Source organism: Aeromonas aquatilis (assembly GCF_054052405.1).
This window is the reverse complement of the sequence record NZ_JBSTYP010000065.1, coordinates 1-25,875: the sequence shown is the minus strand read 5'-3', so window position 1 is coordinate 25,875 and position 25,875 is coordinate 1. Positions and strand designations below refer to the sequence as shown.

The following is a 25,875-nucleotide window of genomic DNA, read 5'->3' as shown; positions in this document are numbered from 1 at the left end:
TGCAGGTCTACGGCTTTATCAACCCCTATGGCAAGAAGCGCCGCCCGATGATCCGCTATCAGAAGGCGGGCAAACAGCGGTTGGTGATGGCCGGCGGGGTGGGGCTGCGGGGCTGGTGGAATGACATCATCACCGAGCAGTACCTGGCCGCGCTACAAGCCAAGCTGGCCAGTACCTTTACCAGGGCAATGACATGAAAGAAGCGACCATCATCTGTGATGCATTGTTGGAAAAGCTGGCCAGCGTGACCTCGTTATCTGGGGACGCGCAGATATGCGACAGCGATCCACAGATTGACCAGCACACTCCCCTGCCGCTGGCACATTTTCGCGAGCTGAGCGAAGGCAAGCCGGAGCGGCGTGGGCGGGAGTGGAGGCGCACCCGAAATATTCAGGTGGACCTCTATCAACCCGCGAGCGCAGGCCGTGCAGGGCGTGACCAACTGTTATCGGAGGTGCTGGCGGCATTGGTGCCATCGACGGCAGGGATCCCGTTACCCGGCACCTCGTTGCTTACCATTGCCGCGGGCAACATCAACCTCGAACCCGAAGAGGTCGGCAGTGATACTTTGTTGACCTCGATCCAATTCAGCCTCACCTATACCGCCAGCCTCTAGGTTGGCACTACCATCTGGATACCATAGGAGCATCCAAGCATGTCATTTATCGACAAAGGCCTGCTGCTGGCTGGCGATGTCTACATCGCCGACATCAACAATGGTGTGAAAGGGCCGCTGATTGGTCCCATCAACGTCAACGAAATCACCGTCACCCCGCCTACCACGGAAGAGAAGTCGCGCATCTCCAAGAAGCGCAGCACCTTCGGCCAGGCACTGGACTCTGTTCAGTTGCCCAAAGACCCGGCAAAGCTCTCCATTAAGTGGGATTCCATGACCAAGCAACTACTGGCCGATGCCATCGCCGGTAAGCAAGTGGCGTTCACCCAGACGGAGACACCGGTGGTGGATGAGCTGGTCACCCTCAGCAAAGAGGGCTGGGTTGAGCTGGCCACCGCGTTTATCAAGCCAGGCACCATCACCATCAAGCTGAGTGCTGGTGGCACGGCGCTGGTACTGGATACCGATTACAAGGTCAGCGGCAACATGGTGATGGCCATCAGCGACCAGGCTGCAGTTGCTTGCAAGGTGAGCTATACCAAGGCCGCGGTGTCTGGCACTACCTACACCGGTACCACAGAGACACTGAAGCCTCGTTACTTCCTGATCGACGGTGAGAACCTGGCAAGTCCCGGCCAACGGGTGCGAGTTACCATCGACCAGGCCATGCTGGCTGCCCAGGGCGCACTGGCGCTGATGAGTGGCGAGTTTATGGAAGGGGAGTTGGAAGGCTCTCTCGTAACGTTGCCGGGAAGAACTGAACCGTATCGAATGGAGATCATAAATTAGTCGATGGTAAGTCAACCAAATGGAAATTATTGGATGGATTCACCTGTCATTTTAATGTGTGCTAACAATCAAAATATGTATTGCTCCCCGACAGAAACCTTGTAATAAAAAGCCCCTCGAAGTACCGAGGCACAAATGAGGGGCTGACATTATGTGTGTTATACAGCATGTGGGATCACATGTTGACCCGAGGGCCTTATGAAAACCGTGGATGGGATCTGCTGTTTGCAGTTTAGGGCACTATGCTGCCCAACCATGTGCTCATCAAGAGCAATTTTTACAATACCGCGGTCTTAATGGTACATTTGGCCCTTAAGTGTGCTGGAGACCACAAAATGTATGGACAACACAAAGATAATGACTTGAGGGACATCAACACTCTAACTAAGGACGAGTTTAAAGGCATCCTGAGCCCGATGGGGGGATCGTTAGAGGATGGTTCCAAGGTAAAGGTACGTTTTGAGGGGGACGTGTTTGCATGTTGCAAAGTAATTGATTCAAAACTAGTGGTACGAGGATCTGACAAATTCAGACGCACAGTTGAACAAGCATATGCGAGTGCAAAGCCAACAATGTGGTTTGGTAGTGCGGAGAAGGAGCGTCCTAAAGTTGAGCATGTTCCCGTATTGAAGGAGACTACACAGAAGCCATTAGAGGAAGTCTTTGATGTGGGATTTTTCTGGAATGATGCAGCCAGAAGCAAGGATGCTGTCTATGAGCATTTATATGGTTCAGCCAAGAGCACAGCATTCAATTTCCAACATCGAAGTATGTTCGACCAAAATAACAAACACCTTAATGATGTAGTACGAGCTGGTGAATTAGTTATTGTGGTGGCACATGCTCCGAAGACGTTAGCCGAGAAAGACCGCCTAATCCTGTTAAAAACACAAGCAGAGAAAGCAAGTATAGCGCTCAAGGATGTGGATGTTCAGGAAGCACAAACGTTATTCAATCATTTCGATGTGTTTGATTTTAATGCTTCGCAAGTATCACAGACATCGAGCGCAGCATTTGGAGCAGCGAGTACAGTTATTGGCTCGAGGATGGAACAGATCACAAAAATATTGAAACGGATCAACAACCATTATGTGCAGCATATGACAGTATCGAAGGGTTCAATGAAGAATCTCGGAACTGAATTTTATGTTGGGAGGATGAAGCTGTTTCAGGAACTGGATAATAATCTCGAGAAATTTACAATCAAAACAGTAAAAATCCCAATGTACGATAAGCTCAAAAATACATTGGGTTTAAGTACAAAAAGTGCATTGCACAATTGGCGGGAAGTGAGTTCGAAAGGCATGATCCCTGCTCTGGGTGATCGTATTGAGCATCTATCAACTTACGTTAAGGGTGCAAAGAACCTTGGTTATGTGGGTCTAGCTATTGATAGCACTATCGGAGCCAAGAACACATATCAAGCATGTACTGTGGGTTCTGACGAGCAATGTGCGGTCACGGGAGCAAAGGAAGTTGGTACAGTACTGGGATCATGGTTTGGTGGTGCAGTATCAACAGTGCTTGGTGCAAACGCAGCGGTAGCTGTCGGGTCTGGTATTTTGATCGGATTCGGCGTTGTTGCGAGTGCTCCAGTTGTTGCAGTGCTCGCAATTGGCGGAGGTGTTGTTGGCGGCTATTACGGCGGTTCAGCGATTGGCGAAACAACGGGGGCAGTTGCTGAGAAGACAGCTCATGAAATAATCAGAATGGTTAAAGGAAATGACCAATGATTGCAGTGTATGTTTTTGTGGGGTTTTTAGTTCTGTGTGTGTTTAATCTATTTTTCATGATGTTCGTACACAACAATAAAAAATACGAAAATATGGTTAATGCATTTAAAGGAAAGGAATCCATAGGGCAAAGCATCTTTGATTTCGCAGTTGTGAACATGTACTTGCATGGATTTTACAGCATCAAGTCATTTATATGCCGTGGTTCTGACAAGGTGAAACGGGTATTAAATGACCCTGAACACTGGATTTACCGGTACACTGCATGTTGTTTCATCCTGTACACTGTTGTGTTTTTATATGTTGGTGTGATGTTCTTCACAATGTAAAAAAAGCCTCCTTGTGGGGCTATATTTTTTATCGTACATCTCTTCACTAATCACACATCATAAATTCGAGCATCAATATTTTTACTATTCAGAATGGATTTATTCTACAACGCTAGCACAGCATGATCAGCAATACTTGTGTTGAACCCTTTCAGAGTTCAAGCATAAATAACGTAGTCATCGAATATCAAACCCGCTTCGGCGGGTTTTTTCATTTCTGAGGGGGCCCCATGGCCAGCAATGATACCGATATCCAGCTGCGGATCCGCGCCGCCGTGGAAGGGCTGGCCGAGATCAGCAAACTCATTGCAGAGGTCGATACCCTTGGCGGTGAGACCGAATCCAGCGGTGAGCAGGTAAGTGGCCTTGGCGATGAGCTGCAGCGGCTTGGTGAACAGGGGGCGACCCTGACACAGTTTGCCAACCTCAAGCGCAGTACCGCTGATTTGGGTGATGGGCTGGAACAAGCCCGTGCCCGCGCCACTGGCATGGGTAAGGCGTTGGCTGATGCCAAGCAAGAGCTGACCTCATCCAATGCGGCTTATAGCGCCAGCCGGCAGGAGACCGAACGGCTGGCCGCTGCACATGTTGAAGCCAAGGCAAAGGTTGATCTGCTGCGCCAAGCAAACAGCGAAGCCACCACTGTTACCAAGGAGCAGCGCCTGGCACTTAAGGATGCCCGTGAGCAGGTGCGCTTGCTTGGCGAACAGTACAAAGAGAGCTCAGGTCAAACCAATGAGCTCAAACGTGGGTTGGAATCCAGTGAGAAGGCGCTGCGCCAGCAGACTCGTGAGTTCAATTCGGCCCGCCGTGAAGTGCAATCCCTGGATACTCAGTATCAGCGCCAGAACGTGACTCTTAACGGGCTGCGCCGTTCGCTGACCGATACCGGGATCGACACTCGCAAGCTGGCCAGTGAGCAGAAACGGGTGGAGGCCGCCAGCCAGCAGGCTGCCAATCAGATCACCTATCTGAAAAACCAGCTGACCGGACAGGCTGGCGCCCTGCGAGCCAACGCCAGCGGCTTGAGCGAATACAGCCAGAAGGCCAAGCAGGCAGAGCAGAATACCGAAAGCCTGCATCACGCGGTTGAAGATGGTGAGCCGGGGTGGGCTGCGCTGGCCACCAAGATTGGTGGTGTTGCCGCTGCATATTTGACCTTTGACCAGCTGGTGGCCAGAACCACAGGCATGGTCAGAACAGCTGATGAGATTGAACGCCTTGGCGTATCACTCAAAAGCGTGGAGGGCAGTGCTGCCGGAGGTGAGAAAGCGCTAGCTTGGCTGCGTGAGTTCAACGAAAAGACACCGTTCCAGCTTAACGAAATCACCACTGCCTTTATCAAGGCCAAGAACTTCGGTCTGGACCCCTATAACGGGGTGCTGCAAGCCACCGCTGACTACACCGCGAAAACGGCAGGCACTTATCAGGATTTGGAAGGCGTCATCACCGCACTCGGTCAGGCGTATACCAAGGGTAAGCTGCAAGCCGAAGAGATGAACCAACTCAACGAGCGGTCTGTTCCTGCTGCCCAGTTACTGGCAAAGGCCATGGGCAAGACCACGGACGGAATTATTGCCATGGCCACCGCAGGCAAGCTGGGTCGCGCCGAAATCGAGCAGCTGATCAAGGCGATGGGGGAGGATGCGGCAGGGGCCTCTGAGGCCATGTCCAATACTTTCAGTGGGATCTGGTCCAACTTTGTTGAAGAGCTGAACCGGGTTGAGCTGGCCGTCGCTGATGCGGGGATCTTTAACTACATCAAGGATGAGCTGAGAAGTGTCACGGCGCAGCTCAAAGCTGCAGCCGCCGATGGCTCACTGGCTGCGTGGGCGCGGGAGATGTCAGATAGCCTCAAGGTTGCAGTGGTTGGACTGCGGGAGTTTGTTGAAGGACTGGTGGAATGGCGCGGGGCCATTGCACTAGCCGTTAAGGCGTGGGCCACCATGAAGGTGGTGCAGTGGAGCACTGACCTGCTCAAGTTTGCGGATGTGCTCAAAACCCGGGTGGCCCCCGATGCTCGTCAAGCCGGCGCCGCCATGGAAGAGATGGCCAAAAAGGGCAACAAAGTGGGCGGGGTGCTGGGAGGGATCAGCCTCGGTACCAGTGCGGCCTATGCCGCACTGGCCCTATTGGCCTATGAGGGTAGTAAGGGGCTGGTCCAACTTGCTCAAGATGCCGGGATCTGGGCCGCCAAGATGGGTGAGGCGGGCGAGGTAGAGCAGCGGGTGGCCGAGCAGTCTCGAGCTTTCTTCAGCCAGCTGCAGCGCCAGGGGATGACCACCATGGCGCAGTTTGACGAGTTCAAGAACATCCAGATCCTCAGTGCCCAGGAGGTGGTCAATCTCTCAGCCATCGAGCGGACCGCCTATGAACAGCGCCTGCAGGGCCACCGAGAATACCTGACTGGGCAACTGCAGGTGCAAAAGGCGCTGGAAGCGTCTGGCCTCAAAGCCGAAGCGATGCAGTATCAGGCCGATGCAGCGTTGGCCAGTATGCGGCAGGGCTTTACCAATCTGGCTGCGGCCGTGGATCTGACCTCGCAGGTGATGGATGCCAAGAGCCGCCCTGCCGTGCTTAATCTGATCAGCAGTTTTGACCAGCTCAAAGCCAAGGGCACGGAGACGGCCACTAGTATCACCACGCTGTTCAGTTCGTTGAAGATTGGCGACCCAACCTCACTGCAAAATCTCGGGCTGGCATTCGACTCACTGAAGGAGCAGGGCAAGCTTACCCAGACCGAGCTTGATGCTGGCCTGCGCAAAAGTTTGCAGGATATGAGCCTGCAGGATCTTGAGGTACTGAAGGTGCAGGCTATGGCGGCTTTCGACACCATGCAAAATGGGGCTGTCAGTACCGCTCAAGTGACCGAATCAGTATTGGCGGAGAAGCTGCGGCGCCTGGGTCTTGATTATCAGGCGTTGCAAACCGGCATCGATGCAGTTGGCCGTGCCACTATCGACACCTTCCGTGCCATCGCCACCGATGTTTCCGCTACGTCGTTAGAAATTGCGGCCGCGATGAAGGCTGCAGTGAACAAGGCTGATACTGCGCAGGAGCTCGAGGAGCTGCGGAAAATATGGGTGCAGTTGGGCCAGGTAGGGAAACTATCGGCACAGGAGCAGGCGCGGGGGCTGGGTTTCCTTGATGACAAGATCAAGGATACCAAGCGCAAAGCGGCCGAGATAGGCGATGGTTTCAACACTGCTGCCGACAAGTCCAAAGTAGCTGCTGACACCATGAAGGAAAGCCTGAAGGGGGTACAGCAGGAGGCTCAGAAGACCAAGAGCGATGTTGAAGACACCATGGCAAGTATCAACGCCATGAACTCTTCATCTGGTCGTGGGGAGGTAACCCGCACCGTCAATGCTGGATCTTTCTTTTACAAAAGCGTCGATATCAACCAGCTGCGTGGCAATGCCGATGCCCTGGCCAATACCTTGGCCGGTGTCGAGGATGAGCTCGCCCGCTACAGCCAGAAGGTCAAAGACATTCCGGCCTACAGCGAGTGGAGCAAGTATTACGGCGAGAAGTTCCAAAAGGAGATGGAAGCTTTGCGGATACAGCTCCAGAAAGAGCTGAGTAAAGCGCAGCAGAAGGAAGTGGATAAATCTCAGACCACCTCCCAACAGACCAACGCTTCTCCCCTTAAAGCCCAAATACAACATGACCAACGTCGCCCTGTGAGCGGCAAGACGGTCACTATTCACCTTAAAACCCCCAGCGGTGATGCACAAGTCCAGTCCGATGAAGAGAATCTGGATGCGCTGCTGCGCCTGTTGAAACAGCAAGGATTGAGAAGCTGATGATTAAATTGGCCGGTATTGAATTGCCTGATGATCTGGATTGGGGTGATGAGTTTGAGTGGGAGCCTATCGGACAGGTGATCACGCCAACGTTATCGGGCGCAATCATTGTTGAAGAGGCGGCCCAGTCTGAGGGGCGGCCGATCACGCTGCGATCCGATGGCGAGGCGTGGGTGCAGCGCTCGGCAGTGGTCGCGCTTTATGCCTTAGCGTCAGCCCCATCGGCACGGATGCCACTTGAGCTAAATGGGCGCCACTTCACGGTGTTGTGGCGCCGTGAAAGTGGCGGTGGCTTTGAGGCTAAGCAGCTGTATCGGATTGCTGATCCTGACGCACAGACCCCCTATGAGATCACCCTTCGCCTTATCGAGGTAACCCCATGACCATTCTCTCTGGCGATATCGTGTTGTTGGCTAGCCAGCGCCTGGTTGATACCGATGACGGCGGTGGTCGCATCACTGGCCGCGAGATCATCAGCGGTGACCATAACAGCCTGTTCCCTGACGTCAGCGATATGGATCGGGCCTATGGCACCGTGAACATGCGCAAGGCGTTTCTGGCGGTGCAGACCGATGATACCGACACCTACTATGGCGCCAATGCCATGGTGCTGCTGCCGCCCAGCGATCCCAGCGTCAACCTGGCGCTGATGACCACCAAAGACCACAACGACACCCGCGATAACGCCCGCAACACTCTGGAGCGCTATCAGGCCCGAGGCCCGAAGTGGCAGGGGGTGCTCTACGATACCCAGCTGGAAGGGCAGCGGGCGATCCGCATCCTGCAACGCATTGAGGTGCGGTTGCCGGAGATCGGGGAGGTGCTGGTGCTGGTCGGCAACGAAGGGAAGGGGAACGAGGTTGAGCAGTATGTACGGGTTGACCGGGTAACCGCCGAGCTGCGCAAGTTCGGGGTGTCTGGCTACCAGGGCGAGTTCACCCGCAACGTGGTCACTTGCGTGATCACTGACCCGCTGCGCTACACCTTTGAAGGGGAGCAGCCCAGCCCCTATGACCAGGCAACCACCAAGACCACCCTGCGGGAAACCGTGGTGGCCGATGCCGCCAACTACTTTTCGACCACCAAGATGGTGGCTGATGCGGCGCTGGGTGCAATGCGGGTGCAGGCCAGGACCATTTTCACCCAGCTGGTACCCAGTGCCCGCAGTGAAACCCCGGTGGTGGATCTGACCGCTGCCGGTGAGCTGGGCGCTCTGCTGGAATCCGGGGTGGGCAGTCCTCACACCTTCACCACTATCTCACCGGTCAGCCCCAGTCAGGGGCTGTTCCTGGGGATTGGTGCCATGCCGGGCAGTGTATCGGTCACAATCGGCGCGGCAGTGATCACCGACAAGGGCGGCGAGCTGTTCCTGGTCGGTACCGTGGTGGGGGCTATCGACTACGGGCGCGGCCTGCTGACCTTCAACAGCCAGTGCCCGAACTACGGCGCGGCCAGTAAAACCGTGAGCTTTCGCCCGGCAGTGATGCCATCGCGCATCGCTGACACGGCCCAGATCCAGATCGCCGCCAACAACCGGGGCTATGCCTACACCGCGACCCTGCTGCCAACCCCTTGCCCAGGTTCGCTGACCGTCAGCTATCTGGCCCAGGGAAAATGGTACGACCTCAAAGACAACGGGCGCGGGGAGCTGTTTGGTCAGGACAAATCCTATGGCTCTGGCCTGCTCAACTTCACCACCGGCTCTGTGGTGCTGACCCTGGGGGCGCTGCCGGATGTGAACAGCGCGATCATGTTCAGCTGGGGTACCAAGGTCTCTTACCTCAACCGCGCCAGCATGGTGCTGGATCCGGTGCAGCTGACCCATAAGCTGGCCCATGAGGGGATCACCCCCAACAGCCTGACCCTGACCTGGCAAGCCGGTGGCGCGACCAAAACCGCCATCGACAACGGGGCAGGCCAGCTGACCGGCGATGCCACCGGCACCATCAATTATGTGACCGGCGATCTGGCCCTGCGGGTGGCCACCCTGCCGGATGGCGGTCAGGAGTACCAGGTTGTTTACCAGTACGGCGACCCGGATACCCAACGCTTTGACTACCCGGCCCGCAACCCGGACGGGACGATCACCCTGCAGCTGGCCAAGCAGAACCTGACCCCCCGAATGGTCTCATTGCGCTGGAATGCCCTTTATGAGGATGTGAAGGACGACACCGAACTGGTGATCGCCCAGCGTGACCCGATCATCAGTGTCCGTGACAACGGCGCGGGCAAGCTGCTGGATGCGGCAGGGGTGGAGCGGGGCAGTGTCAACTACACCACCGGCCAGATCACCATCAAACCGGATGGCCAGGGCGGCATTCCGAAAACCCGCTATGAGTGGCGCACCATCGGCACCTATGGCGATGGCCAGGGCAACACCATTGCCCGCCAGCGCTGGACACTGGTGGAGATCTACTATGTGCAGGCCGCCTACCTGTTCCCGGTGGACGACAGTGGTTGGGTCGAGGTGGAGTACCGCAGTAACAACGCCAGCAGCGCGGGCCAGGACACCGTGACCGCCACCCCGCTGGTGCTGGATATCACCCCGCGCAACGGCGAGGCGATCCTGGCCAACTCAGTGCGCTTTGCCCTAGGCGGGTCTGTCTATGTGGACAGGCAAGGGATCCTCTATCGCAATATCGACCCCGCCACCGGGGCTGGTGAGCAGGCCGGGACGCTGGATTATGCCACCGGCAAGGCAACGGTCACGGTCTGGAACCCCGGTGCAGCGCCCGTACCAGCCCTGAGTTCGCTGGTCACCAGCCTGGTGGCCCAGACGGTGGACGAGGTGACATTCAGGACGCCGGGGGCTCCCATTGCGCCATCCAGCCTCTACCTGAGCGGCAATACCGCAGACGGTCGCCGGTTTGAGGTGACCGCCAACGGCGATGGCACCATCACCAGCACTGATGTAACCGGCAAGGTGGACTATCAGACCGGAGTGGTATCGGTGCGCTTTGGCCGCCTGGTGACGGCTGCGGGCAACGAGGGTAAAGCCTGGTACGACCCGGATAGGGTGGTCGATGGCAAGATCTGGCGCCCCTTGTCGGTGGTGGCTGACACCATCCGGTTTAATGCGGTGGTCTATAGCTATCTGCCGCTCGATGCGGATCTGATCAAGCTGGATCCGGTGCGCCTGCCGTCTGATGGCCGGGTGCCCTTCATTCGCAAGGGGTACATCGTGGTGGTGCATTCCACCAAGCGCAGCGCCTTCCCCATGGGCGTACAGGCTGGGCAACAGCTCAGCACCGGGCGCGAACGGTTGGCCTATTGCCGGGTGGAGGACAAGAACGGCAAGGAGCTGGCGCCGCAGCTCTACAGCGTCAACATGAACAGCGGGATGGTGACCTTGGCCAGCCCACTGAACCTGACCGGCTATGTGGAGCCGCTGACCGTGGTTCATCGGATTGAGGATATGAGCCTGGCCACCGATGTGGAGATCTCGGGCCGCATCACCCTGGCTCGGCCCCTCAGTCACAACTATGAGGCGGCGGATACCATGGTATCCAGCGCCCTCATTATCGGTGACCTGTGGGCCCGCTATGGGGCGCTGTTCGACCAACGCACCTGGACAAATAACTGGTCTGATTTTCTGATTGGCGACCCCTGCACGGCGGAATACAACGATACGGACTTCCCTATCGTGGTGACCAACCGGGCAACCCTGCAAGAGCGTTGGGCCATCATCTTCCAGACCACCACCACGTTTATTTTGGTCGGCGAACATGTGGGCCAGATTGCGGTGGGGGATGTGAATACCGACTTTGCCCCCATCAACCCCAACAACGGCCAGCCCTATTTCAGACTTGACCGGCGCGGCTGGGGCGCCGGGTGGGCTGCGGGCAACGTGCTGCGCTTCAACACCTACGCCGCCAATTACCCGATCTGGTTTATCCGCACCATCTTGCAGTCGGTGGCAGCGGTGGATACTGACCGTTTCGAGGCCCAGCTCAGGGGCAACGTCAACCGTTAACCGGCGAGGCGTTGCGCCTTGCCCGTGGAGAGAAAAGCAATGGCTGAATACAAGGTCAAATGGTTTGCAAGCGAGATGCAGGGCGCCCCGAGCTTGGGCGATACCGCAGAGGGCGCTCTGGCGGCGCTGCTCAAGGCGGTGCTGGTCACCGGCTTTGGCACCCTGACCATCAACGCGCTGGCTTTCGATGTCGCCAAGGGGTGGGCGGTGGCGACCTTTACCGGGGGTCATGCTTATCTGCAAGACTCAGTTGTCCAGGTCGAGGGGGTATCGCCTGCGGCCTACAGCGGCGAGCATCGGGTGATGCAGGTCACCGCTACTCAGGTCTGGTTTGATCTGGACGGTGGCAACCCTGGTGCCCCAGGAACGGGCGCAGCAATGACCATGAAGGTGGCGCCGCTGGGCTGGACGATCACCCATGAGAGCGGTGACGGGAAGATCTTTATCGTGCGGCCCACCAATGTCAGTGAGTCGGGCAATGTCAGCCTGCGCATCGACAATTCGGCGTTTACGGGGTGGATGGGGCCAAACTATTTCAACTATCTGGCCAAGGTGGCGATGGTTGAGGATGTGGTGGATATCAACAGTTACACCAATATTGGGGAGTGGCGCTGGCCTTGTACCGGGCGCTTTTCCAACCGGCGCTGGGATCTGGTGGGCGATAGCCAGCTGTTTTACTTCATGCCAGCTTATGCGGCAGGTAACTACCAGTTTATGTATAGCTTTGGCTATATCCGCTCGGTTCGGCCTGGCGACCGCTATCATGCCGTGATTAATCACTATCCGACCACCAATGCCAATGAAGCCGGACGAAACTGGCAAGGAGGGTCAGGAGGCAACACGCTCTGGGGCAACTTTTACCCCAACTTTGACAACGCCAGCCACCGGGTAATTGCTCGGCCATATCATCAGCTATTTGGTGCCACTAACTGGTTTATCAAAGGAATGTTTGGCCGATTTGGCAACGGCTTGAATATCCCCAACGGCCCTGACAACGGTTTTTATCTGACCCAGGATCCCACCATGGTGCTCGAGAGTGGCAACCACTTGCGTGGGTACTTGCCCGGTTTGGTATGCCCGTTTGCCACCATAGGGGCATGGGACAGGAAGAACTTCAAAGACCTGCCTGCCATGCCTGGCAAGTTGTTGCGTTTTGTCCGGGTTGGATATGACGAGAACAATTATAACTGGGGGCAGACCTGCCTGATGGGCTTTGACCTTACTGGGCCTTGGAGGTAAGTCATGGCGACTTTTGCACCGAGCAGGGGTTTCCTAGTTGTTGTGCAATCCCAATCTGGCTCTGGAAATGTACCTTTTTACAACGTTGAAAGTACGGATGGGCCTGATTGGGCTGCCAATTTTGGCGAGACGGTCGATATAGGTATTTTCAAGTTTATCTACAGCTCTGGTGCTGGGGGGGACACTGGGGTACTCCCTACCAAGACGATCACACTTGCGCCTAAAAACTACGTGTTCAGGTTGGAAATAAGCAACGGCAACTGGAACCCAGATTATTCAGATATGGATCTGGAGTTTCTGGATGATACCGGGGTGGTACTGGCGGCGATTCGCACCCGTTATGATGGCGCTTATCGCCATGGTCTTTGGTATGGCCCGAACCTGGCCAGCCTGACCAAAGCACCCCAAGCAGGCGCATACCCACTCACTTTTGGCGCCTTGAGCTTTAGCGATAGCGCTTTAGTCTTTACCACTGACCCGGTTGGTAACCGCAACCAATCGTTTAGCTTTGCCTGCCAACCGCAAAAATTTGCAGCAATGCGGTTTAGTAATCTGCGCGCCCAGTCAACATATACCGGGTCTGGCGTGGCCATGGTGCGGGTGCTTATTCAGACAGCACCTGCTGGATTTAATGGCGACTTTGCTGCGCTGACGGCAGAGCAGTACACCGCGTTGCAGCCGGATCTGGTATTGCCAGCCGGTGCGGCTATTGAACATCAATCAGGGGTCGGGTTGGTCGCTTCTGGCACTGCACCATCCTACGTCTTGGCCAGGGGGATTTTGCCTGGTCAGACTGGGGGGCTGTTTGATGCAGCTGGCGCTGTGGTTGCCAAACTGGCCTACCTCAATGGTATGGCGGTGCTGACGGTCAGCGGGGTGACCACTCAAGGGCCAGCTGATGCACCCTATCTCGGCTTGGCTGCTATCAATGGGCAGGTGTTTGGCTACTACCAGACCAAGGTGTTTACCCGCTCAACGCAATTCATTGCCTCATCGCAATACAAGATATGGATAGAGCTACAACCGGGAGACCGCCTGGCCAGGATAGGGACTGAATTTGTCCCGCTCCAGGTCGAGTTTACCTATGTGCTGTTCACCACCCCGATGACCGTTACCGTGGCCAACCAGGAGACCCGCGCCCAGTTTCTGCCGCAAGATGTGGTGTGGCAAGGGAAACCGCCGTTTTATCCCGGCCCGTTGAGTATCCAGCAGATGAGCCAGCGAGTGATCTGCAAGGGGCGGGATTACTTCTGGATCCGCGATGGGGTGCGCAACGTGGAGCAGGGGTTTATTGAAAGTACGGTGACCATCAGCGGGATGGGAGTGCGGCGCCGGGTGCTCTGCTTTACCCAGGATGGCGAGCTGGTTGGCGAGACCTACAGCCGCGCAGCGGATGGGGTCTATCGGTTCGATCTGCTGTGGCTGAATCGCCGTTATATGGTGGTTGCCCAGGATGACCCGGCATATGGCCCCGCTGACTACAACGCCGTAGCCGCAGACTATCAGGCGCCAAAACCCTATCCGCATGGTGGTAGCGTGGCGCCCGAGTCGTTCCCCATGCTGGCTCCGCTCAAGAGGAAATAACCATGATCTCCTATGCCGAAGGGCTGCGCACCAGTCGCGCCCAGCTATTGGCCACGGCCATTGATACGGGCAGCGGGGCCAGTGCCAAGCTGACCATCTACACCGGTACCAAACCGGCACCAGGGGCTGCCCCGACTGACCAGCTGGCTCTGGTGGCGCTGACGTTCAGCCACCCTTGCGCCAAGACGATCAGCGGCGGGGTGCTGACGCTGAAACCCCTGGCCGAGCAGATGGCCACCGCCAGCGGCGCCCCAACCTGGGGGCGCATTGTTGACCGGGATGGGGCCTTTGTGGCGGATCTCGATGTCGGGGTGCCGGGCAGCGGCGCCGATCTGGAGCTGCCCGCAGCGGAGTTTTTTGCCGGTGCGCTGATCCGCATCAATACCGCCACCATCACTGAACCGTAACCGGGGGGCCATATGGCCAGAAAGGATGCCAGCCTAGCGCTGCGTAAGGCTCGCAGCATCAATGGCCAGCTGGAGCTGAACCAGTCAGAAGTGGTGCGTCTGGTCGGCATCCTGAATAGTACCAACTTGCCGCCGTGCCTGAGTGCATCACCGGGGCTGGTGCTGGCATCGGTATTGGCTGGCGCTCCGCATCGCTCCAGCGCCATGCTGGGCGGATCAGTGGTGTTTGATGCGGTGCTTGCCAGTCATACCCATAGCCGTGGGGAGCTAGTCGGCGCGTTCGTCATTGAATGCACAATGGCCAGCACATCACGTGCCCCGCTGCCGGTGATCGCCGGGGAGTATGACCAGAACGTATTCCGGGGCCCAGCCAGTGGAATGGGGGATGCATGGGAGCGGGCAGATAGCCATTCCCAGGCCCTCAGTAGCGAATGGCAGAAGGCAGGCACCGAGCGGGCAACCAGCCGCGCCCTGTGGCAACAGGCCGCCGCGCATCAGCAGCAGGTGGCTGAGCTGGGCGAGCAGATGCCCCAGACGTTCATGACCAATCAACAACGCTTTGCCGAGGGGCTGCCGGTCAGCCAGCAGAACCGCCAAGGCTATGACAGCCTGGCCGCTGGCCATGTGGCGAATCAGTCTCTGTGGGTTGAGGCGGCGCCGGTCAGCAGCTGGCGCCTGGTCGGGTTCACCAACCCGCTGCGCTTTGACCAGGTTTGGCAGGCTGACCAGTGGCAAGAGGGCATCCCCATCGGTAAAGGGGTGGCCGCTCAAGCCTGGCACCACGGCAAGCTGCTGATAGAGGGCTGGCGTGATGGCTGGGATGAGGCCATGTTGCCCACCTGGGGCAAGACGCCGCCGCCAGAGCCACCCAAGCCACCCAAGCCACCCATCCGCCCCGATAAGCGGGTGCTGCGGCTGGCGTTCGGGCGCAAGCGCGACACGGCAGAGCTGGAGTTTGTGTGGCAGGGCAGTGATGCGGCAATCGTCATTCCAACCCGGAGGGTTTATCTGGTGAGCAATACAGCGAAGATCGTGCGGGTACGCGATGGGCTCGATATCCCGGCCACTGCAGTGAGTATCGAACTCGACACCGATTCCTGGGCGTGGCAGTTCAGCGCTCAAATCCCCCGTATCGCGGCGGCTGCGTTGACCGATGAGGAAGAGGTCAGCATTCATATCAACGATCAGCAATGGGACTGCGTGTGCGATGGCTGGCAATCGAGCCAGAGCTTTGGCCGCGAGTCGGCAACGCTGACCGGCCGCACGCGAACAGCTTACTTGTCGCCGACCCATGTATTAGCGCAGGCGGTGAGTGAGCCTGCTGCCGCGACCATGGCCCAGCTGGCTGCTGCCGTATTGCCGGTGGGTTGGACGTTAGATTGGCAAGCGGCTGACTGGTTGGTGCCTGCCGGGTTCTTTAGCCTGGATAACCAGACCCCGATCGAGGTGGTCAGGTACCTGGCCGAGGCGGCCGGTGGTTTTGTGCTGCCACACCAGCGAAACCGCCATCTGGTCATCAAACCACGTTATCCCACCGTGCCGTGGCAGCTCGATACTGCTATGGCTGATGTGGCGATCCCCCGCGCCATCATTACCACCTTGGGCAGTGACTTCCAGCCGGGTCATGCCGCCAACGGGATTTGGGTGAGCGGTGGCCACCAGGGCATCAGTGCGCGGGTGGTGCGGCAGGGTACGGCTGGCGAGCAACAAGCGCCAACCATCACCCACCCGTTGGTGTGTGATGTGACGGCAGCCCGTGCCCAGGGTGTGGTGGGGCTGGCCAAGACCATGCCCAAGCGTACCCAGACCATCGAGCTGCCGTTGTCTGCTGATACCGGGCTGATCCTGCCGGGCGCATTGCTTGCAGTGGATGGTTGGAAGGGTTACAACCGGGGCGTCAGGGTCTCTGCTGCGCTGCAGAACAGGGCCATGACAGTGCGCCAGCAACTGAGTGTGGAGCGATTTGTATGAACCTGTTTAAGCGATTCCTGGAGCTGGTGCCCGGCGCTGACCCCTTGCTGGTCGGTACCGTGACAGCAGTTGGTACCACGACCACCACTCTCACCGCGTTGGCGGGTGGAACGGTCACAGTACGGGGCATCGGGGTAGCCATCGGCAAGAAGGCGTTTTACAGGGGAGGAGAGTTGGCAGGAGAGGCCCCTGACTTACCCACCTTTGAGCTTGTGGTGTAGGGGTTGGGACTCAAGCGGGGTTTTAATGGAGGGGGAATGAAACACCGGATGTTACTCGGCCTTCTCGCCTTGCTGCCACTGACCGCCAATGCAGGCACCATGCGCTGCAAGAGCGCCCTGCAGATCAGGGTCGCTTTGGATCGGAATTACGTACAGCGGCCCGTTCCCTGCTGAGGTAAAAAATGAGGTTGAAATGCTGGATTCGGCAGTTAGCTACCGCCAATGGCTATCACTTCCTGCCTCGACAATAATCATATTCTCACTTAGAAATCACTCGCCGGCTTGGGGCCATCCTGGGGCCATAAGATGTGGAAATTTGTAGTTTGGGGCCAAAATGGGGCCAACTAAAGAGCTAAAAAAAGCCATCAAAAGCCAAGCGAATGTTGTTATAAGGATATGATTTAATAGGCTTTCTGTGGCTCGCTGTAGCTCTGGGTAGCTTTTCAGTAAAACCAATGATTCATCGTGTAAATAAATTGAGCCATTGGCTAATTCTCTTCCTTTTCAGCAGGTTAATGTCTTGGCATTAACAGACTGATGTCGTGGTGGGGCCAGGTCGACACGCCGTCAACCGGGTTCCAAAAAACTCGTCGATTGTAAACCAACGGACGAGGGGGGGCAAAGGCGGCACCCGGCTATGTCCCCCCTTTGCCAACAGGGTCACGCCTTGCTGCATCAGTCGTGCAATTTGGGCATGATGTGGGCTGCCGTTTTGTCCCGGAGCCCTCATGAACCCATCTCCTCAAGCCCCCCTGCTTGCCACCTATTTGTGTGCCATGGGATTGGACGCCGCCCTGAGCGAAGCCCTCTGTCAGCGTTTGCCACGGCAGACGCTGCGCGCCGGTCAGGTGCTGTTGGCGCAAGGGGCCGAACAGGAGGTTGCCTTCTATATCGAAACGGGCATCGCCCGTGCCTGCAATTACACCCGGGATGGGCAGGAGCGCTGCAAGGAGTTCTACTTCGAGGGGGAGCTCTGCCTGCTCTATGACAGCTGGCTCACTGGGTCGCCCGCCCGCTATCAGCTGGAGGCGCTGACGGAGCTGCAGGTGGTGCGGGTGCCAATCGCCCTGCTGGATGAGCCCATCTGGCAGCCGGTCTGCATGGCCCTGCTGCGTCAGCAGCTCGGTTACAAGGAGCGCAAGGAGGCGTTTTTGCTGCTCCACTCCCCCGAAGAGCGTTATCGGGAGCTCTGCCACACCTTCCCCCACTGGCCTGCACGACTGACCCAAGTACAGCTCGCCAACTACATCGGCATCAGCCCGGTCTCTCTGTCACGGATCCGCAGACGCATTAACACGGGTTAATGCCACCTGCCGGTTGCCACTTCATGCTGCACCCATCCAAATGACGGACGAGGGGTGGATGATGTCGCTGTTTCTGTGGTCGCAACTGGTGGTGGGCCTAGCCTTGTTGCTCGATCTGTTGTCGTTTCAGTTGCGGGATCGCCGCAGGATCCTGGCCTGTCTGGCCTTCTCCTGCGCCCTCAATGCTGGTCACTTTGCCCTGCTCGGGCAGTGGTCGGCCGCCTGCCTGTTGCTGCTGGCCAGCATGCGCTTTCTTGTGAGTATCTGGCTGGTTCGCCGCATCTTGATGTGGTTTTTCATGGGGTTGGCCTGTGCGGCAGCGCTGGCGACTTATCAGGGCGTACTCTCATTGATCGGACTGCTGGCGAGCCTGCTGCAAACCCGGGCTGCGTTTTGCCCGGATGATCGCCAACTGCGGCGCTGGATGCTGCTTGGCACCCTCTGCTGGCTGGTCAACAACCTGCTGGTGGGCTCTCCGGTCGCCGCGCTGATGGAGGGGCTGTTTCTGGTCAGTAATCTGGTGGGTTACTACCGTCACTATGGGCGCAGGGCATGTCCGGAGAGTTGATATCGGCTGAGGAAGAGAGCGTGGGGCTCGTCCCGTCTGATAGAGATTACAGAGCAGAGAGGTCGCCATAGTAGCGGCCTCTCTGGCTCATCAGGCTTTGTTGAAGCTGTTGATGAGTGCTTTTGCGTAATCAATGACGAACTGCTGGCAGTGGATGGCGGTCTGCGGATCGAACTCCTCGCCATGCAGATCGGTGTTGGAGAGCACCCGGATGCCGACAAATGGCACCTTGTAGGCCTCGGCTACCAGCGCGGCGGAGGAGGTCTCCATCTCTTCTGCGGCCGTGTTGTAGGTTTGATGCAGCCAGTTGATGCGGGCCACCTGCCGGTTCCACTCATCGGCAGTGCCTATGATGCCGGCAACTACGCGGCCGTGGCGATAACGGTCGGCCATGCCAAGGGCGCGGCCCACCAGCTCGGGATCGCCGGCAAAGGCGGAGTGCTCTACCAGCTTGCCGTTGTCGCGCAGGCGCATGGTGACCTCGAAGTTGTGCCATTTACTCGGGTCAACGCCCTGCTCGGCGGGTGTCAGGTCACTACGGTAGGCCCCCATGTTGAAGCTCTTGGTACCGATGACGATGTCGCCCCGGCGCAGTGCCGGATCGTGGCCGCCCGCCGTGCCCTGATTGATGACGAGGCGCGGATGAAAGCGTTCCATGGCGAGGGTGGTGGCCGCGGCGGCATTGGCCAGCCCCACTTCGGTGCGAGAGATAACTACCGGATAACCCGAGATGGTGCCTTGCCAGTAGGTCCAGGAACCGACGGTCAGCTCCTGTTTGTCCTTGAGGGCTGCCACCAGCGTCTCGACTTCGACGTCCATTGCCCCCTGAATCAGGATGGGGGCTGGTGCTGGAGTGGCCGCCATGATGGAGGAGGAGAAGAGCGCAAACAGCGTAAGCAGGCGCGAGCAACGTTTGATGAAATTCATGGGATACCTGTTGGTCTGGCAAGAAAGCGCCGGATCCTACCGAAAGGAAAACGATTGCGCAAATGGTGGTAGGTTTTTTGTCAATAGCGTGCAGCTATTCGAACGGGTTCAGGGCTGCTTGTGGCCAGCGAAGTAGAGCACCCGTTTTACATACTCCTGTGTTTCGTCATAGGGGGGGATCCCGCCATAGCGTTCTACCGCTTTTTCCCCTGCGTTGTAGGCCGCCGAGATCAGTACCCAGTCGCCATCGAAGCGGCGATCCAGCCACTTGAGATAGGTGACGCCGCCCTTGATGTTCTGGGCCGGATCGAATGGCCTGGTCACCCCGAATCGTTGTTGGGTTTCGGGGATCAACTGCATTAACCCCTGGGCATTCTTTGGTGAAACGGCGCGGCTGTTGAGGTTGGATTCGGCGATGGCAATCGCCAGCACCAGCCGGGCATCCACCTTATGGTGTTTGGCGGCGTGACGCAGCATGGTGACCAGTTTTTGCTTGGCGGGGGGCTGGCGGGCAACCCAGGAGTCGACATTAAAGGGGGTGGCGGGGAGCTGCGCCAGATAGCCACCCTGACCGCCACGGATCCCGATGCCACACCTATCCCCCATAGGGGCATTGCCGATGCGGGCGTTGTAGTAGCGGGCAGCCTGTTGGTTACCAAGGCGCATTGCCATGGCGAGGTAGCTGTTGGCCAGCTTGGCGCTGCGTACCGAGGCGGGGCCGGTGGCGAGCAGGCGGCCGATCCGGAAATAACCTTCGGGATTGCCGGTGCTGGCGGCGACACAGTAGAAGGCGATGGCTTTTTGCAGATTGCCGTGTTGCTGGGCCACTTGACCCTGCTTGATCGCCGTCAGCGCCTTGGGGGCCTGTCTGAAATCCCTGCCTTGTGCCATCGCCTGCGGCGTACCTGCCAGTAACAACGACAAAAAAAGCAGCAAAAACAGTCCGTTTTCGCTGATGTTCCTCATGGGTTATCTCCTGTTTGAGTACAGAAGATATAGAGGAACATGGCAGCTATCGCCACGAACCCAGTGGATCCTGTTGTTATAGCGTGGAGATTTCAGAGAGCAAAACGGTATGGAACTTATAGGCTAGCCAATTGTGCCCTCAATCTAAAAATAGATTGCAAGGGACGTATTATTGGTCAGGCTGAGCTCCATCAGCTCCATCAGCTCCATCAGCTCCATCAGCTCCATCAGCTCCATCAGCTCCATCAGCTCCATCAGCTCCATCAGCTCCATCACCGCCGTTGCCGCCGTTGCCGCCGTTACCGCCGTTGCCGCCGTTACCGCCGTTACCACCGTTGCTTCCCAGTACGGAGACTGGTTGGTTGTTACTAAGTGTTGAGCAGTCATCCCCTGTTGGGCATGGGGATTGCGCCCACAGCGAAGCACTTTGCAGGCAAGCAAGTAGTATCAGGCTCGAATAAAGTGGGGAAGTTGAGTTCATGATATCGACCTTGTTAGATGAAGAAGCGTTGGCATAAGGATTTCTTAACAAACTCAGACATCCAAGTGGTAGGTAGATTCGTCTGGTTGGGCGGCTGGTAACTGGCGATATATCAGTCCAATTTCGCTGACAACCCAGAGCGAAAGCAGGGCCAGCAGGCTGAGCAGGGGAAGCAGAGAGTGGCTCTGGGTCAGGGCATAGGCCGCAATGGCTGCACCGGTCAAAAGCAGGGTTCGGATCATGAGGTGGCTCCTTGTCGTCATGGGGGGGGCGTGGCCACGGACAGAGCGCCTGGGGTCGGGAGTTGTTCCCGAGTGGCACGAAGCGCGCTGAGTATATCGCGTCATGCTGCTGCCGATCCGTGGTGTCATCACACTTTCCATAGTCATGGGGTTCGTATCGAGTTGGGCCCCGCCAGATGCGGGGCCAGTAATGGTTTGACGGTCAGAAGAAACCGCCGTTGTTATCGTCATTGTCGGCCCAGCCGCTACTCTGGCTATCGTCGTCGAGAAAATTGCTGCCAGCATCGGGAGGTGAATCCCAGCCGTCCCAGCGCACCGGTTCCGCATCGACCGGATTGGCAATGGCCGCCGGTTCAATGATGTCGATGATCTCCTCGGGCCGGTTGTTGTGAAACAGCCCGCCGATCATATCGGCCAGCATGACGCCACCGGCCACACCGGCGGCGGTTTGCAGGGCTCCCCCTAAAAAGGAGTTGGCACGGGATGCTGGCTGGGCAGGAGCAGTTGCCGGTGGCGGCGTAAAACGCGGGGGCGGGCTGCTTTCGCTACCAAACAGGCCGGAGAGAAAACTGCCACCACTTGGGGCGCTCTGGCTGGCTTCCAGCTCCTTGACCCGTGGGTCAGGGCAGCCTGCTGAATTAGCAGCGCCTGGGTCATGTAGTAGGGGGCATCGGGCAGTTCTGCCAGATGCTGGCGGATCAGCTGATCCGCTTGTGGGTCTCGCTTGCTATCCCTGGCTTGCGCTTGCTTGAGGCGGTCGAACAGTCCATCGATCAGACCCTGTTCCTGTTGTTGCATCTCAAATCCTCGCTATGGTGCGCAGACAGTGCGTTCAGCCATCCTAAAACCCGCGGGACATCAGTGGTATCTGATTAACTCATCAATGACCGAGGGGCTACCCGCGCTCGTCAGCGGGCGGGCCGGTAGTAGTCGAGATACCAGCGGACGAATGCGGCGACCCCCTCCTTGATGGAGGTGGCGGGGCGCAGGGCGGTGAGGGTGTGGAGCGGTTCGCTGTCAGCCCAGGTTGCGTGCATGTCGCCTGCCTGCATCGGCAGCATCCGCTTGATGGCGGGTTTGCCGATGGCCTCTTCCAGCGCCTCGATAAAGTCGAGCAGCCGCACCGGCTGGCCGTTGCCGATATTGAGGATGCGGTAAGGCGCGGCACTCTCGGCCGGGCGCTGTTTGCTGGCATGCCAATCGGGATTGGCGCTGGGCGGCTGCTCGGCCACGGCGAGGATCCCCGCGACGATGTCATCTATGTAGGTGAAGTCGCGGCTGAGATCGCCGTGGTTGTATACGTCGATTGGCTCGCCCGCGAGGATGGCGCGGGTGAACTTGATGATGGCCATGTCAGGCCGGCCCCAGGGGCCGTAGACGGTAAAGAAGCGCAGCCCTGTAGTGGGCAGGCCATAGAGCGTGGAATAGGCGTGAGCCATCAGCTCGCCGCTCTTCTTGGTGGCGGCGTAGAGGGATACCGGGTGATCCACCTGCTGCGCAGTGGAGTAGGGCATCTGATCCCCCATGCCATAAACCGAGCTGGAGGAGGCGTAGATGAGGTGCTGGATCCCGTGGTGACGACACCCCTCCAGCACCGTCAGCATGCCGGTGAGGTTGCTGTCGGCATAGGCGAACGGATTGTCGATGGAGTAACGCACTCCCGCCTGCGCCCCCAGATGGATCACCCGCTCGAAACCGTGGCTGGTAAACAGGGCCGCCATCGTCTCGCGATCCGCCAGATCCAGCCGCTCGAAGTGAAAATTGGGGAAACTGGCCAGTTGGGCCAGCCGCGCCTCTTTCAGACTCACCTCGTAGTAGTTGTTGAGGTTGTCGATCCCCACCACCCGATGACCTGCGGCGCACAGCTGGCTGGCTACATGAAAACCTATAAAACCGGCGACGCCGGTGACCAGATAGATCATGGTTGGGTCTCCGGGCTGCAACTGGTGTTGGCAGGCTGCTTTTTGGCGGGAAGATGTGGCCGCCCGATGGCGTGATAGTCAAACCCGAGTTCGCTGAGTTGGCGTGGCTCATAGAGGTTGCGGCCATCGATGATGACAGGCTGGTTGAGCAGCGCTTTCAGCTGCTGGAAATCGGGGGCGCGAAACGCCTGCCACTCGGTGCAGATGAGCAGGGCATCGGCCCCTTCCAGTGCCGCTTCCTGAGTGGGGCAGAGCAGCAGATCCGGCCGCTGGCCGTAGATCTGGCGGGCGCGCTCCATCGCCTTGGGATCAAAGGCCTGCACCCGGCCACCGGCTGTCCAGATGGCGGCCAGCAGCGGGCGGCTCGGCGCATCGCGCATATCGTCGGTACCGGGTTTGAACGCCAGTCCCCACAGGGCAAAGGTGTGGCCACGCAGATCCGGGCCGAAGCGGGTCAGCAGGGTTTGCGCCATCTTCTGTTGCTGGCGCAGGTTGACCTGCTCGACCGCCGTCAGCAGCGGGGCGTTGCAGCCGACACTCGCCGCGGTATGGCGCAACGACTTGATATCCTTGGGGAAGCAGGAGCCGCCGTAGCCGCAGCCCGGGTAGATAAAGTGGTAACCGATGCGGGGATCTGCCCCCATCCCCTGGCGCACCGCCTCGATATCTGCCCCCAGCTCCTCGGCGAGGGCCGCCATCTCGTTCATAAAGGAGATCTTGGTGGCCAGCATGGCGTTGGCGGCGTATTTGGTGAGCTCGGCGCTGCGCAGATCCATCACCACGATCCGGTCGTGATTGCGGTTGAAGGGGGCGTAGAGGGCGCGCAACTGCTCAAGCGCCCGCTCGCTGTCACAGCCGATGATGATGCGGTCCGGCCGCATGCAGTCGTTGACCGCCGCTCCCTCCTTGAGAAACTCGGGATTGGCCGCCACCTCGCAGGCGAGGGTCAGCCCACGTTCGGCCAACTGTAGCTCAATATGTTCCCTTACTTGCTGCGCCGTGCCGACCGGCACAGTGCTCTTGGTCACCACCAGCTTGGGGCGGCTCATCAGTCGGCCTATGGTGTCGGCCACTGCCAGCACATGTTGCAGATCGGCCGAGCCATCCTCGTCAGCCGGGGTGCCGACGGCGATCAGCAGCAGGTCGGCGTGTGCCACGCCAATGGCGGGATCGACCGTGAAGTTCAGGCGGCCGCTGGCAAGATGGCTCTCGACCAGCGGGGCTAGCCCCGGCTCATAGAAGGGGATCTGCCCCAGCCTGAGGGCGGCGATCAGCTCGTCATCCACATCCACGCAGCAGACCTGATGGCCCACCTCGGCCAGAACGGCGGCCTGCACCAGTCCGACATAGCCTGTGCCAAAAATGGTGACCTTCATGAAAAGTGCCTCGTGCTGTGAATGGGGGGATGGCGTGGTTAAACCGCGGCATGCTGCATCTTGGTGCAGCGGGTGTCAATGCCAGATGACAGGCACCAGAATGGGGCGTTCAGCCTGACAGTTGTGATCCTTTTCACAAAAAATAGACTGGGCCTCATAACGAAGCCCTGTGGACAGGGCTCGCAGCCCGCCCGCAACGGCAGGCGACAGACACTCTCTCTTTACTTCGCTTGGATACAGGTTATGGACAACACCTCGATTCGCACTGCTCATCCTATTTATGAGGATGTGCTGGCCCTGCTGACGGCGGCCGGCTTTGTTTCCCTCGGCATCTTTCTGTTTCATCAGGTTGGCCTGCTCACCGGCGGGACTGCCGGGCTGGCGCTGCTGCTGCAAAAGGTGACCGGCATCAGCTTCGGTCTGCTGTTTTTCGGCATCAACCTGCCCTTTTATGCGCTGGCATGGCTGCGGATGGGGCCACGTTTTACCTTCAACACCTTCGTCTCGGTGGCGGCGGTCTCCTACATGACCGATCACCTCAACGGTGTATTGCAGATCGGCAAGATAGAGCCCCTCTATGCGGCGCTGATCGGCGGTACCCTGATTGGCATGGGGCTGCTCATCATGTTTCGTCACAAGTCGAGTCTGGGGGGCTTCAACATTCTTGCGATCTTTATTCAGGATCGCTTTGGCATCCGGGCGGGCAAGCTGCAGATGGGGCTCGATTGCGCCATTGTTGTTGCCTCGTTTTTCGTGGTGCAGCCCTGGATCCTGGCGCTCTCCATCGTGGCGGCGGTTATCTGTAATCTGGTGTTGACACTCAACCACAAGCCGGGGCGCTACCAGATCGCCTGATAGGGGGTATCAGTGGAGCAAGTGCAGGTGATCATTTTTCGTTGGAGATGATATTCCCCAGCGCACTCTGTAAGTCAGCAAGACCCCCTCTTTTTCGAGCCGGTCCAGGATCTTGTTAAATGCCGTCAGTTGGTCCTGGTTCACCATCTGCTTGTTGAACCCGATGTAGTAGTTACCTACGTGGCTTATTTTCAATAGCTTAAGCGGGTGATTACCGCTTTGCTCCATGTAGTGAAGAGCTACATCGACATTGGAAAAGTAGAACTGGTAACGTGAGTTTCGCAGCATTTTTTCCAGGCTTCGCATCGAGTCGGTAACGTTTCCTTCAATGCGTAGAGGTTTGGCGCCTTGCAACTGGAACTGCTCATCAAGTTTTAGCAGCAAGTATTCGCTAAATGAATTTTTCGTAACGCCAACCCTTGCACCGGAGAGTACGTTGAAGGTGAGGTTAGTTTGTGGATTATCTGCATGGGAAAAAAAAGGCTATGTCCCAATTACGTGTTGAAAGGCTAAGCTTGAAGTAGGCCATCACCTTGAGGTCTACCATCATGGATACCCCAGCCTTT

The 25,875-nt window shown here is 57.9% G+C and carries 23 protein-coding genes and 1 pseudogene; 15 read left to right on the top strand and 9 right to left on the bottom strand.

Annotated features, from left to right (window positions below; genetic code table 11):
• From ACW5W8_RS20220 to ACW5W8_RS20155, 14 genes and pseudogenes are all read left to right on the top strand, one after another.
• A pseudogene (locus tag ACW5W8_RS20220) lies at positions 1 to 197 on the top strand (hypothetical protein); the annotation flags it as partial.
• On the top strand, positions 194 to 616 hold the full coding sequence (locus tag ACW5W8_RS20215; protein WP_498629911.1) for a hypothetical protein: 423 nt from the start codon (positions 194 to 196) through the stop codon (positions 614 to 616). The pseudogene ACW5W8_RS20220 and the gene ACW5W8_RS20215, both read left to right, overlap by 4 nt.
• Positions 617 to 655: 39 nt before the next feature.
• On the top strand, positions 656 to 1,405 hold the full coding sequence (locus ACW5W8_RS20210) for a phage tail tube protein (RefSeq protein ID WP_498629909.1): 750 nt from the start codon (positions 656 to 658) through the stop codon (positions 1,403 to 1,405).
• A gap of 335 nt (positions 1,406 to 1,740) precedes the next feature.
• Positions 1,741 to 3,138 carry a hypothetical protein gene (locus ACW5W8_RS20205; RefSeq protein ID WP_498629907.1) on the top strand — a complete coding sequence of 466 codons (1,398 nt, stop codon included), beginning with the start codon at positions 1,741 to 1,743 and terminating at the stop codon, positions 3,136 to 3,138.
• A gap of 559 nt (positions 3,139 to 3,697) precedes the next feature.
• On the top strand, positions 3,698 to 7,273 hold the full coding sequence (locus ACW5W8_RS20200; protein WP_498629905.1) for a tape measure protein: 3,576 nt from the start codon (positions 3,698 to 3,700) through the stop codon (positions 7,271 to 7,273).
• Entirely contained in the window at positions 7,273 to 7,656 is a 384-nt protein-coding gene (locus tag ACW5W8_RS20195; protein WP_016349677.1) for a hypothetical protein, read from the top strand. The genes ACW5W8_RS20200 and ACW5W8_RS20195 overlap by 1 nt, the downstream gene beginning before the upstream one ends.
• Entirely contained in the window at positions 7,653 to 11,246 is a 3,594-nt protein-coding gene (locus tag ACW5W8_RS20190) for a curculin (mannose-binding) lectin protein (protein ID WP_498629903.1), read from the top strand. Before ACW5W8_RS20195 ends, ACW5W8_RS20190 begins: the two co-directional genes overlap by 4 nt.
• Before the next feature lie 39 nt (positions 11,247 to 11,285).
• Positions 11,286 to 12,485 carry a hypothetical protein gene (locus ACW5W8_RS20185; protein WP_498629901.1) on the top strand — a complete coding sequence of 400 codons (1,200 nt, stop codon included), beginning with the start codon at positions 11,286 to 11,288 and terminating at the stop codon, positions 12,483 to 12,485.
• Positions 12,486 to 12,767: 282 nt separating this feature from the next.
• A complete protein-coding gene (locus ACW5W8_RS20180; RefSeq protein WP_498629899.1) occupies positions 12,768 to 14,069 on the top strand; it encodes a hypothetical protein in 1,302 nt (433 codons plus the stop codon).
• A 2-nt stretch (positions 14,070 to 14,071) separates the two neighbouring features.
• The gene (locus tag ACW5W8_RS20175; RefSeq protein ID WP_075114660.1) at positions 14,072 to 14,476 is read left to right on the top strand and encodes a hypothetical protein; all 405 of its coding nucleotides are present in this window, start codon (positions 14,072 to 14,074) and stop codon (positions 14,474 to 14,476) included.
• Between the two features lie 12 nt (positions 14,477 to 14,488).
• Positions 14,489 to 16,447, top strand: a complete 1,959-nt coding sequence (locus ACW5W8_RS20170) for a hypothetical protein (RefSeq protein ID WP_498629897.1) — start codon at positions 14,489 to 14,491, stop codon at positions 16,445 to 16,447.
• Complete coding sequence (locus ACW5W8_RS20165) at positions 16,444 to 16,668, top strand: hypothetical protein (RefSeq protein ID WP_016349683.1); 225 nt, start codon at positions 16,444 to 16,446, stop codon at positions 16,666 to 16,668. Before ACW5W8_RS20170 ends, ACW5W8_RS20165 begins: the two co-directional genes overlap by 4 nt.
• A gap of 728 nt (positions 16,669 to 17,396) precedes the next feature.
• Complete coding sequence (locus tag ACW5W8_RS20160) at positions 17,397 to 17,972, top strand: Crp/Fnr family transcriptional regulator (RefSeq protein WP_498629895.1); 576 nt, start codon at positions 17,397 to 17,399, stop codon at positions 17,970 to 17,972.
• Positions 17,973 to 18,030: 58 nt separating this feature from the next.
• Positions 18,031 to 18,540, top strand: a complete 510-nt coding sequence (locus ACW5W8_RS20155; protein WP_498629893.1) for a YgjV family protein — start codon at positions 18,031 to 18,033, stop codon at positions 18,538 to 18,540.
• Between the two features lie 90 nt (positions 18,541 to 18,630).
• Here the strand turns inward: ACW5W8_RS20155 and ACW5W8_RS20150 are convergent, their stop codons facing one another.
• The 8 genes from ACW5W8_RS20150 to ACW5W8_RS20115 form a co-directional block, all read right to left on the bottom strand.
• A complete protein-coding gene (locus ACW5W8_RS20150; RefSeq protein WP_498629891.1) occupies positions 18,631 to 19,467 on the bottom strand; it encodes a phosphorylase family protein in 837 nt (278 codons plus the stop codon).
• Positions 19,468 to 19,575: 108 nt separating this feature from the next.
• Positions 19,576 to 20,433: a lytic transglycosylase domain-containing protein gene (locus ACW5W8_RS20145; protein WP_498629889.1), complete on the bottom strand. Its 858-nt coding sequence runs from the start codon at positions 20,431 to 20,433 to the stop codon at positions 19,576 to 19,578.
• Positions 20,434 to 20,577: 144 nt separating this feature from the next.
• Positions 20,578 to 20,820, bottom strand: coding sequence for a hypothetical protein (locus ACW5W8_RS20140; protein WP_498629887.1), 243 nt, complete (start codon positions 20,818 to 20,820; stop codon positions 20,578 to 20,580).
• 147 nt (positions 20,821 to 20,967) lie between these two features.
• Positions 20,968 to 21,156, bottom strand: coding sequence for a hypothetical protein (locus ACW5W8_RS20135; RefSeq protein WP_040068682.1), 189 nt, complete (start codon positions 21,154 to 21,156; stop codon positions 20,968 to 20,970).
• 202 nt (positions 21,157 to 21,358) lie between these two features.
• On the bottom strand, positions 21,359 to 21,712 hold the full coding sequence (locus tag ACW5W8_RS20130; RefSeq protein ID WP_498629913.1) for a DUF2076 domain-containing protein: 354 nt from the start codon (positions 21,710 to 21,712) through the stop codon (positions 21,359 to 21,361).
• Positions 21,619 to 21,954: a DUF2076 domain-containing protein gene (locus ACW5W8_RS20125; protein ID WP_498629885.1), complete on the bottom strand. Its 336-nt coding sequence runs from the start codon at positions 21,952 to 21,954 to the stop codon at positions 21,619 to 21,621. Before ACW5W8_RS20125 ends, ACW5W8_RS20130 begins: the two co-directional genes overlap by 94 nt.
• 110 nt (positions 21,955 to 22,064) lie before the next feature.
• Positions 22,065 to 23,078: an NAD-dependent epimerase gene (locus tag ACW5W8_RS20120; protein ID WP_498629884.1), complete on the bottom strand. Its 1,014-nt coding sequence runs from the start codon at positions 23,076 to 23,078 to the stop codon at positions 22,065 to 22,067.
• A complete protein-coding gene (locus ACW5W8_RS20115; RefSeq protein ID WP_498629882.1) occupies positions 23,075 to 24,454 on the bottom strand; it encodes a UDP-glucose dehydrogenase family protein in 1,380 nt (459 codons plus the stop codon). Before ACW5W8_RS20115 ends, ACW5W8_RS20120 begins: the two co-directional genes overlap by 4 nt.
• A gap of 243 nt (positions 24,455 to 24,697) precedes the next feature.
• Between ACW5W8_RS20115 and ACW5W8_RS20110 the strand changes: the two genes are divergently transcribed.
• Complete coding sequence (locus tag ACW5W8_RS20110; protein WP_139405664.1) at positions 24,698 to 25,309, top strand: YitT family protein; 612 nt, start codon at positions 24,698 to 24,700, stop codon at positions 25,307 to 25,309.
• A gap of 9 nt (positions 25,310 to 25,318) precedes the next feature.
• On the opposite strand, the gene ACW5W8_RS20105 is transcribed toward ACW5W8_RS20110, so the two are convergent.
• Positions 25,319 to 25,693 (bottom strand): transporter substrate-binding domain-containing protein, encoded by a 375-nt coding sequence (locus ACW5W8_RS20105; protein WP_498629880.1) that lies wholly within the window; start codon positions 25,691 to 25,693, stop codon positions 25,319 to 25,321.
• Positions 25,694 to 25,875 lie beyond the last annotated feature (182 nt).

Bases quoted from the DNA above. Each gene is read 5' to 3' on its own strand.
- ACW5W8_RS20215 (WP_498629911.1), top strand. From the start codon at position 194: ATGAAAGAAGCGACCATCATCTGTGATGCATTGTTGGAAAAGCTGGCC.
- ACW5W8_RS20210 (WP_498629909.1), top strand. From the start codon at position 656: ATGTCATTTATCGACAAAGGCCTGCTGCTGGCTGGCGATGTCTACATC.
- ACW5W8_RS20205 (WP_498629907.1), top strand. From the start codon at position 1,741: ATGTATGGACAACACAAAGATAATGACTTGAGGGACATCAACACTCTA.
- ACW5W8_RS20200 (WP_498629905.1), top strand. From the start codon at position 3,698: ATGGCCAGCAATGATACCGATATCCAGCTGCGGATCCGCGCCGCCGTG.
- ACW5W8_RS20195 (WP_016349677.1), top strand. From the start codon at position 7,273: ATGATTAAATTGGCCGGTATTGAATTGCCTGATGATCTGGATTGGGGT.
- ACW5W8_RS20190 (WP_498629903.1), top strand. From the start codon at position 7,653: ATGACCATTCTCTCTGGCGATATCGTGTTGTTGGCTAGCCAGCGCCTG.
- ACW5W8_RS20185 (WP_498629901.1), top strand. From the start codon at position 11,286: ATGGCTGAATACAAGGTCAAATGGTTTGCAAGCGAGATGCAGGGCGCC.
- ACW5W8_RS20180 (WP_498629899.1), top strand. From the start codon at position 12,768: ATGGATCTGGAGTTTCTGGATGATACCGGGGTGGTACTGGCGGCGATT.
- ACW5W8_RS20175 (WP_075114660.1), top strand. From the start codon at position 14,072: ATGATCTCCTATGCCGAAGGGCTGCGCACCAGTCGCGCCCAGCTATTG.
- ACW5W8_RS20170 (WP_498629897.1), top strand. From the start codon at position 14,489: ATGGCCAGAAAGGATGCCAGCCTAGCGCTGCGTAAGGCTCGCAGCATC.
- ACW5W8_RS20165 (WP_016349683.1), top strand. From the start codon at position 16,444: ATGAACCTGTTTAAGCGATTCCTGGAGCTGGTGCCCGGCGCTGACCCC.
- ACW5W8_RS20160 (WP_498629895.1), top strand. From the start codon at position 17,397: ATGAACCCATCTCCTCAAGCCCCCCTGCTTGCCACCTATTTGTGTGCC.
- ACW5W8_RS20155 (WP_498629893.1), top strand. From the start codon at position 18,031: ATGATGTCGCTGTTTCTGTGGTCGCAACTGGTGGTGGGCCTAGCCTTG.
- ACW5W8_RS20150 (WP_498629891.1), bottom strand. From the start codon at position 19,467: ATGAATTTCATCAAACGTTGCTCGCGCCTGCTTACGCTGTTTGCGCTC.
- ACW5W8_RS20145 (WP_498629889.1), bottom strand. From the start codon at position 20,433: ATGAGGAACATCAGCGAAAACGGACTGTTTTTGCTGCTTTTTTTGTCG.
- ACW5W8_RS20140 (WP_498629887.1), bottom strand. From the start codon at position 20,820: ATGACTGCTCAACACTTAGTAACAACCAACCAGTCTCCGTACTGGGAA.
- ACW5W8_RS20135 (WP_040068682.1), bottom strand. From the start codon at position 21,156: ATGATCCGAACCCTGCTTTTGACCGGTGCAGCCATTGCGGCCTATGCC.
- ACW5W8_RS20125 (WP_498629885.1), bottom strand. From the start codon at position 21,954: ATGCAACAACAGGAACAGGGTCTGATCGATGGACTGTTCGACCGCCTC.
- ACW5W8_RS20120 (WP_498629884.1), bottom strand. From the start codon at position 23,078: ATGATCTATCTGGTCACCGGCGTCGCCGGTTTTATAGGTTTTCATGTA.
- ACW5W8_RS20115 (WP_498629882.1), bottom strand. From the start codon at position 24,454: ATGAAGGTCACCATTTTTGGCACAGGCTATGTCGGACTGGTGCAGGCC.
- ACW5W8_RS20110 (WP_139405664.1), top strand. From the start codon at position 24,698: ATGGACAACACCTCGATTCGCACTGCTCATCCTATTTATGAGGATGTG.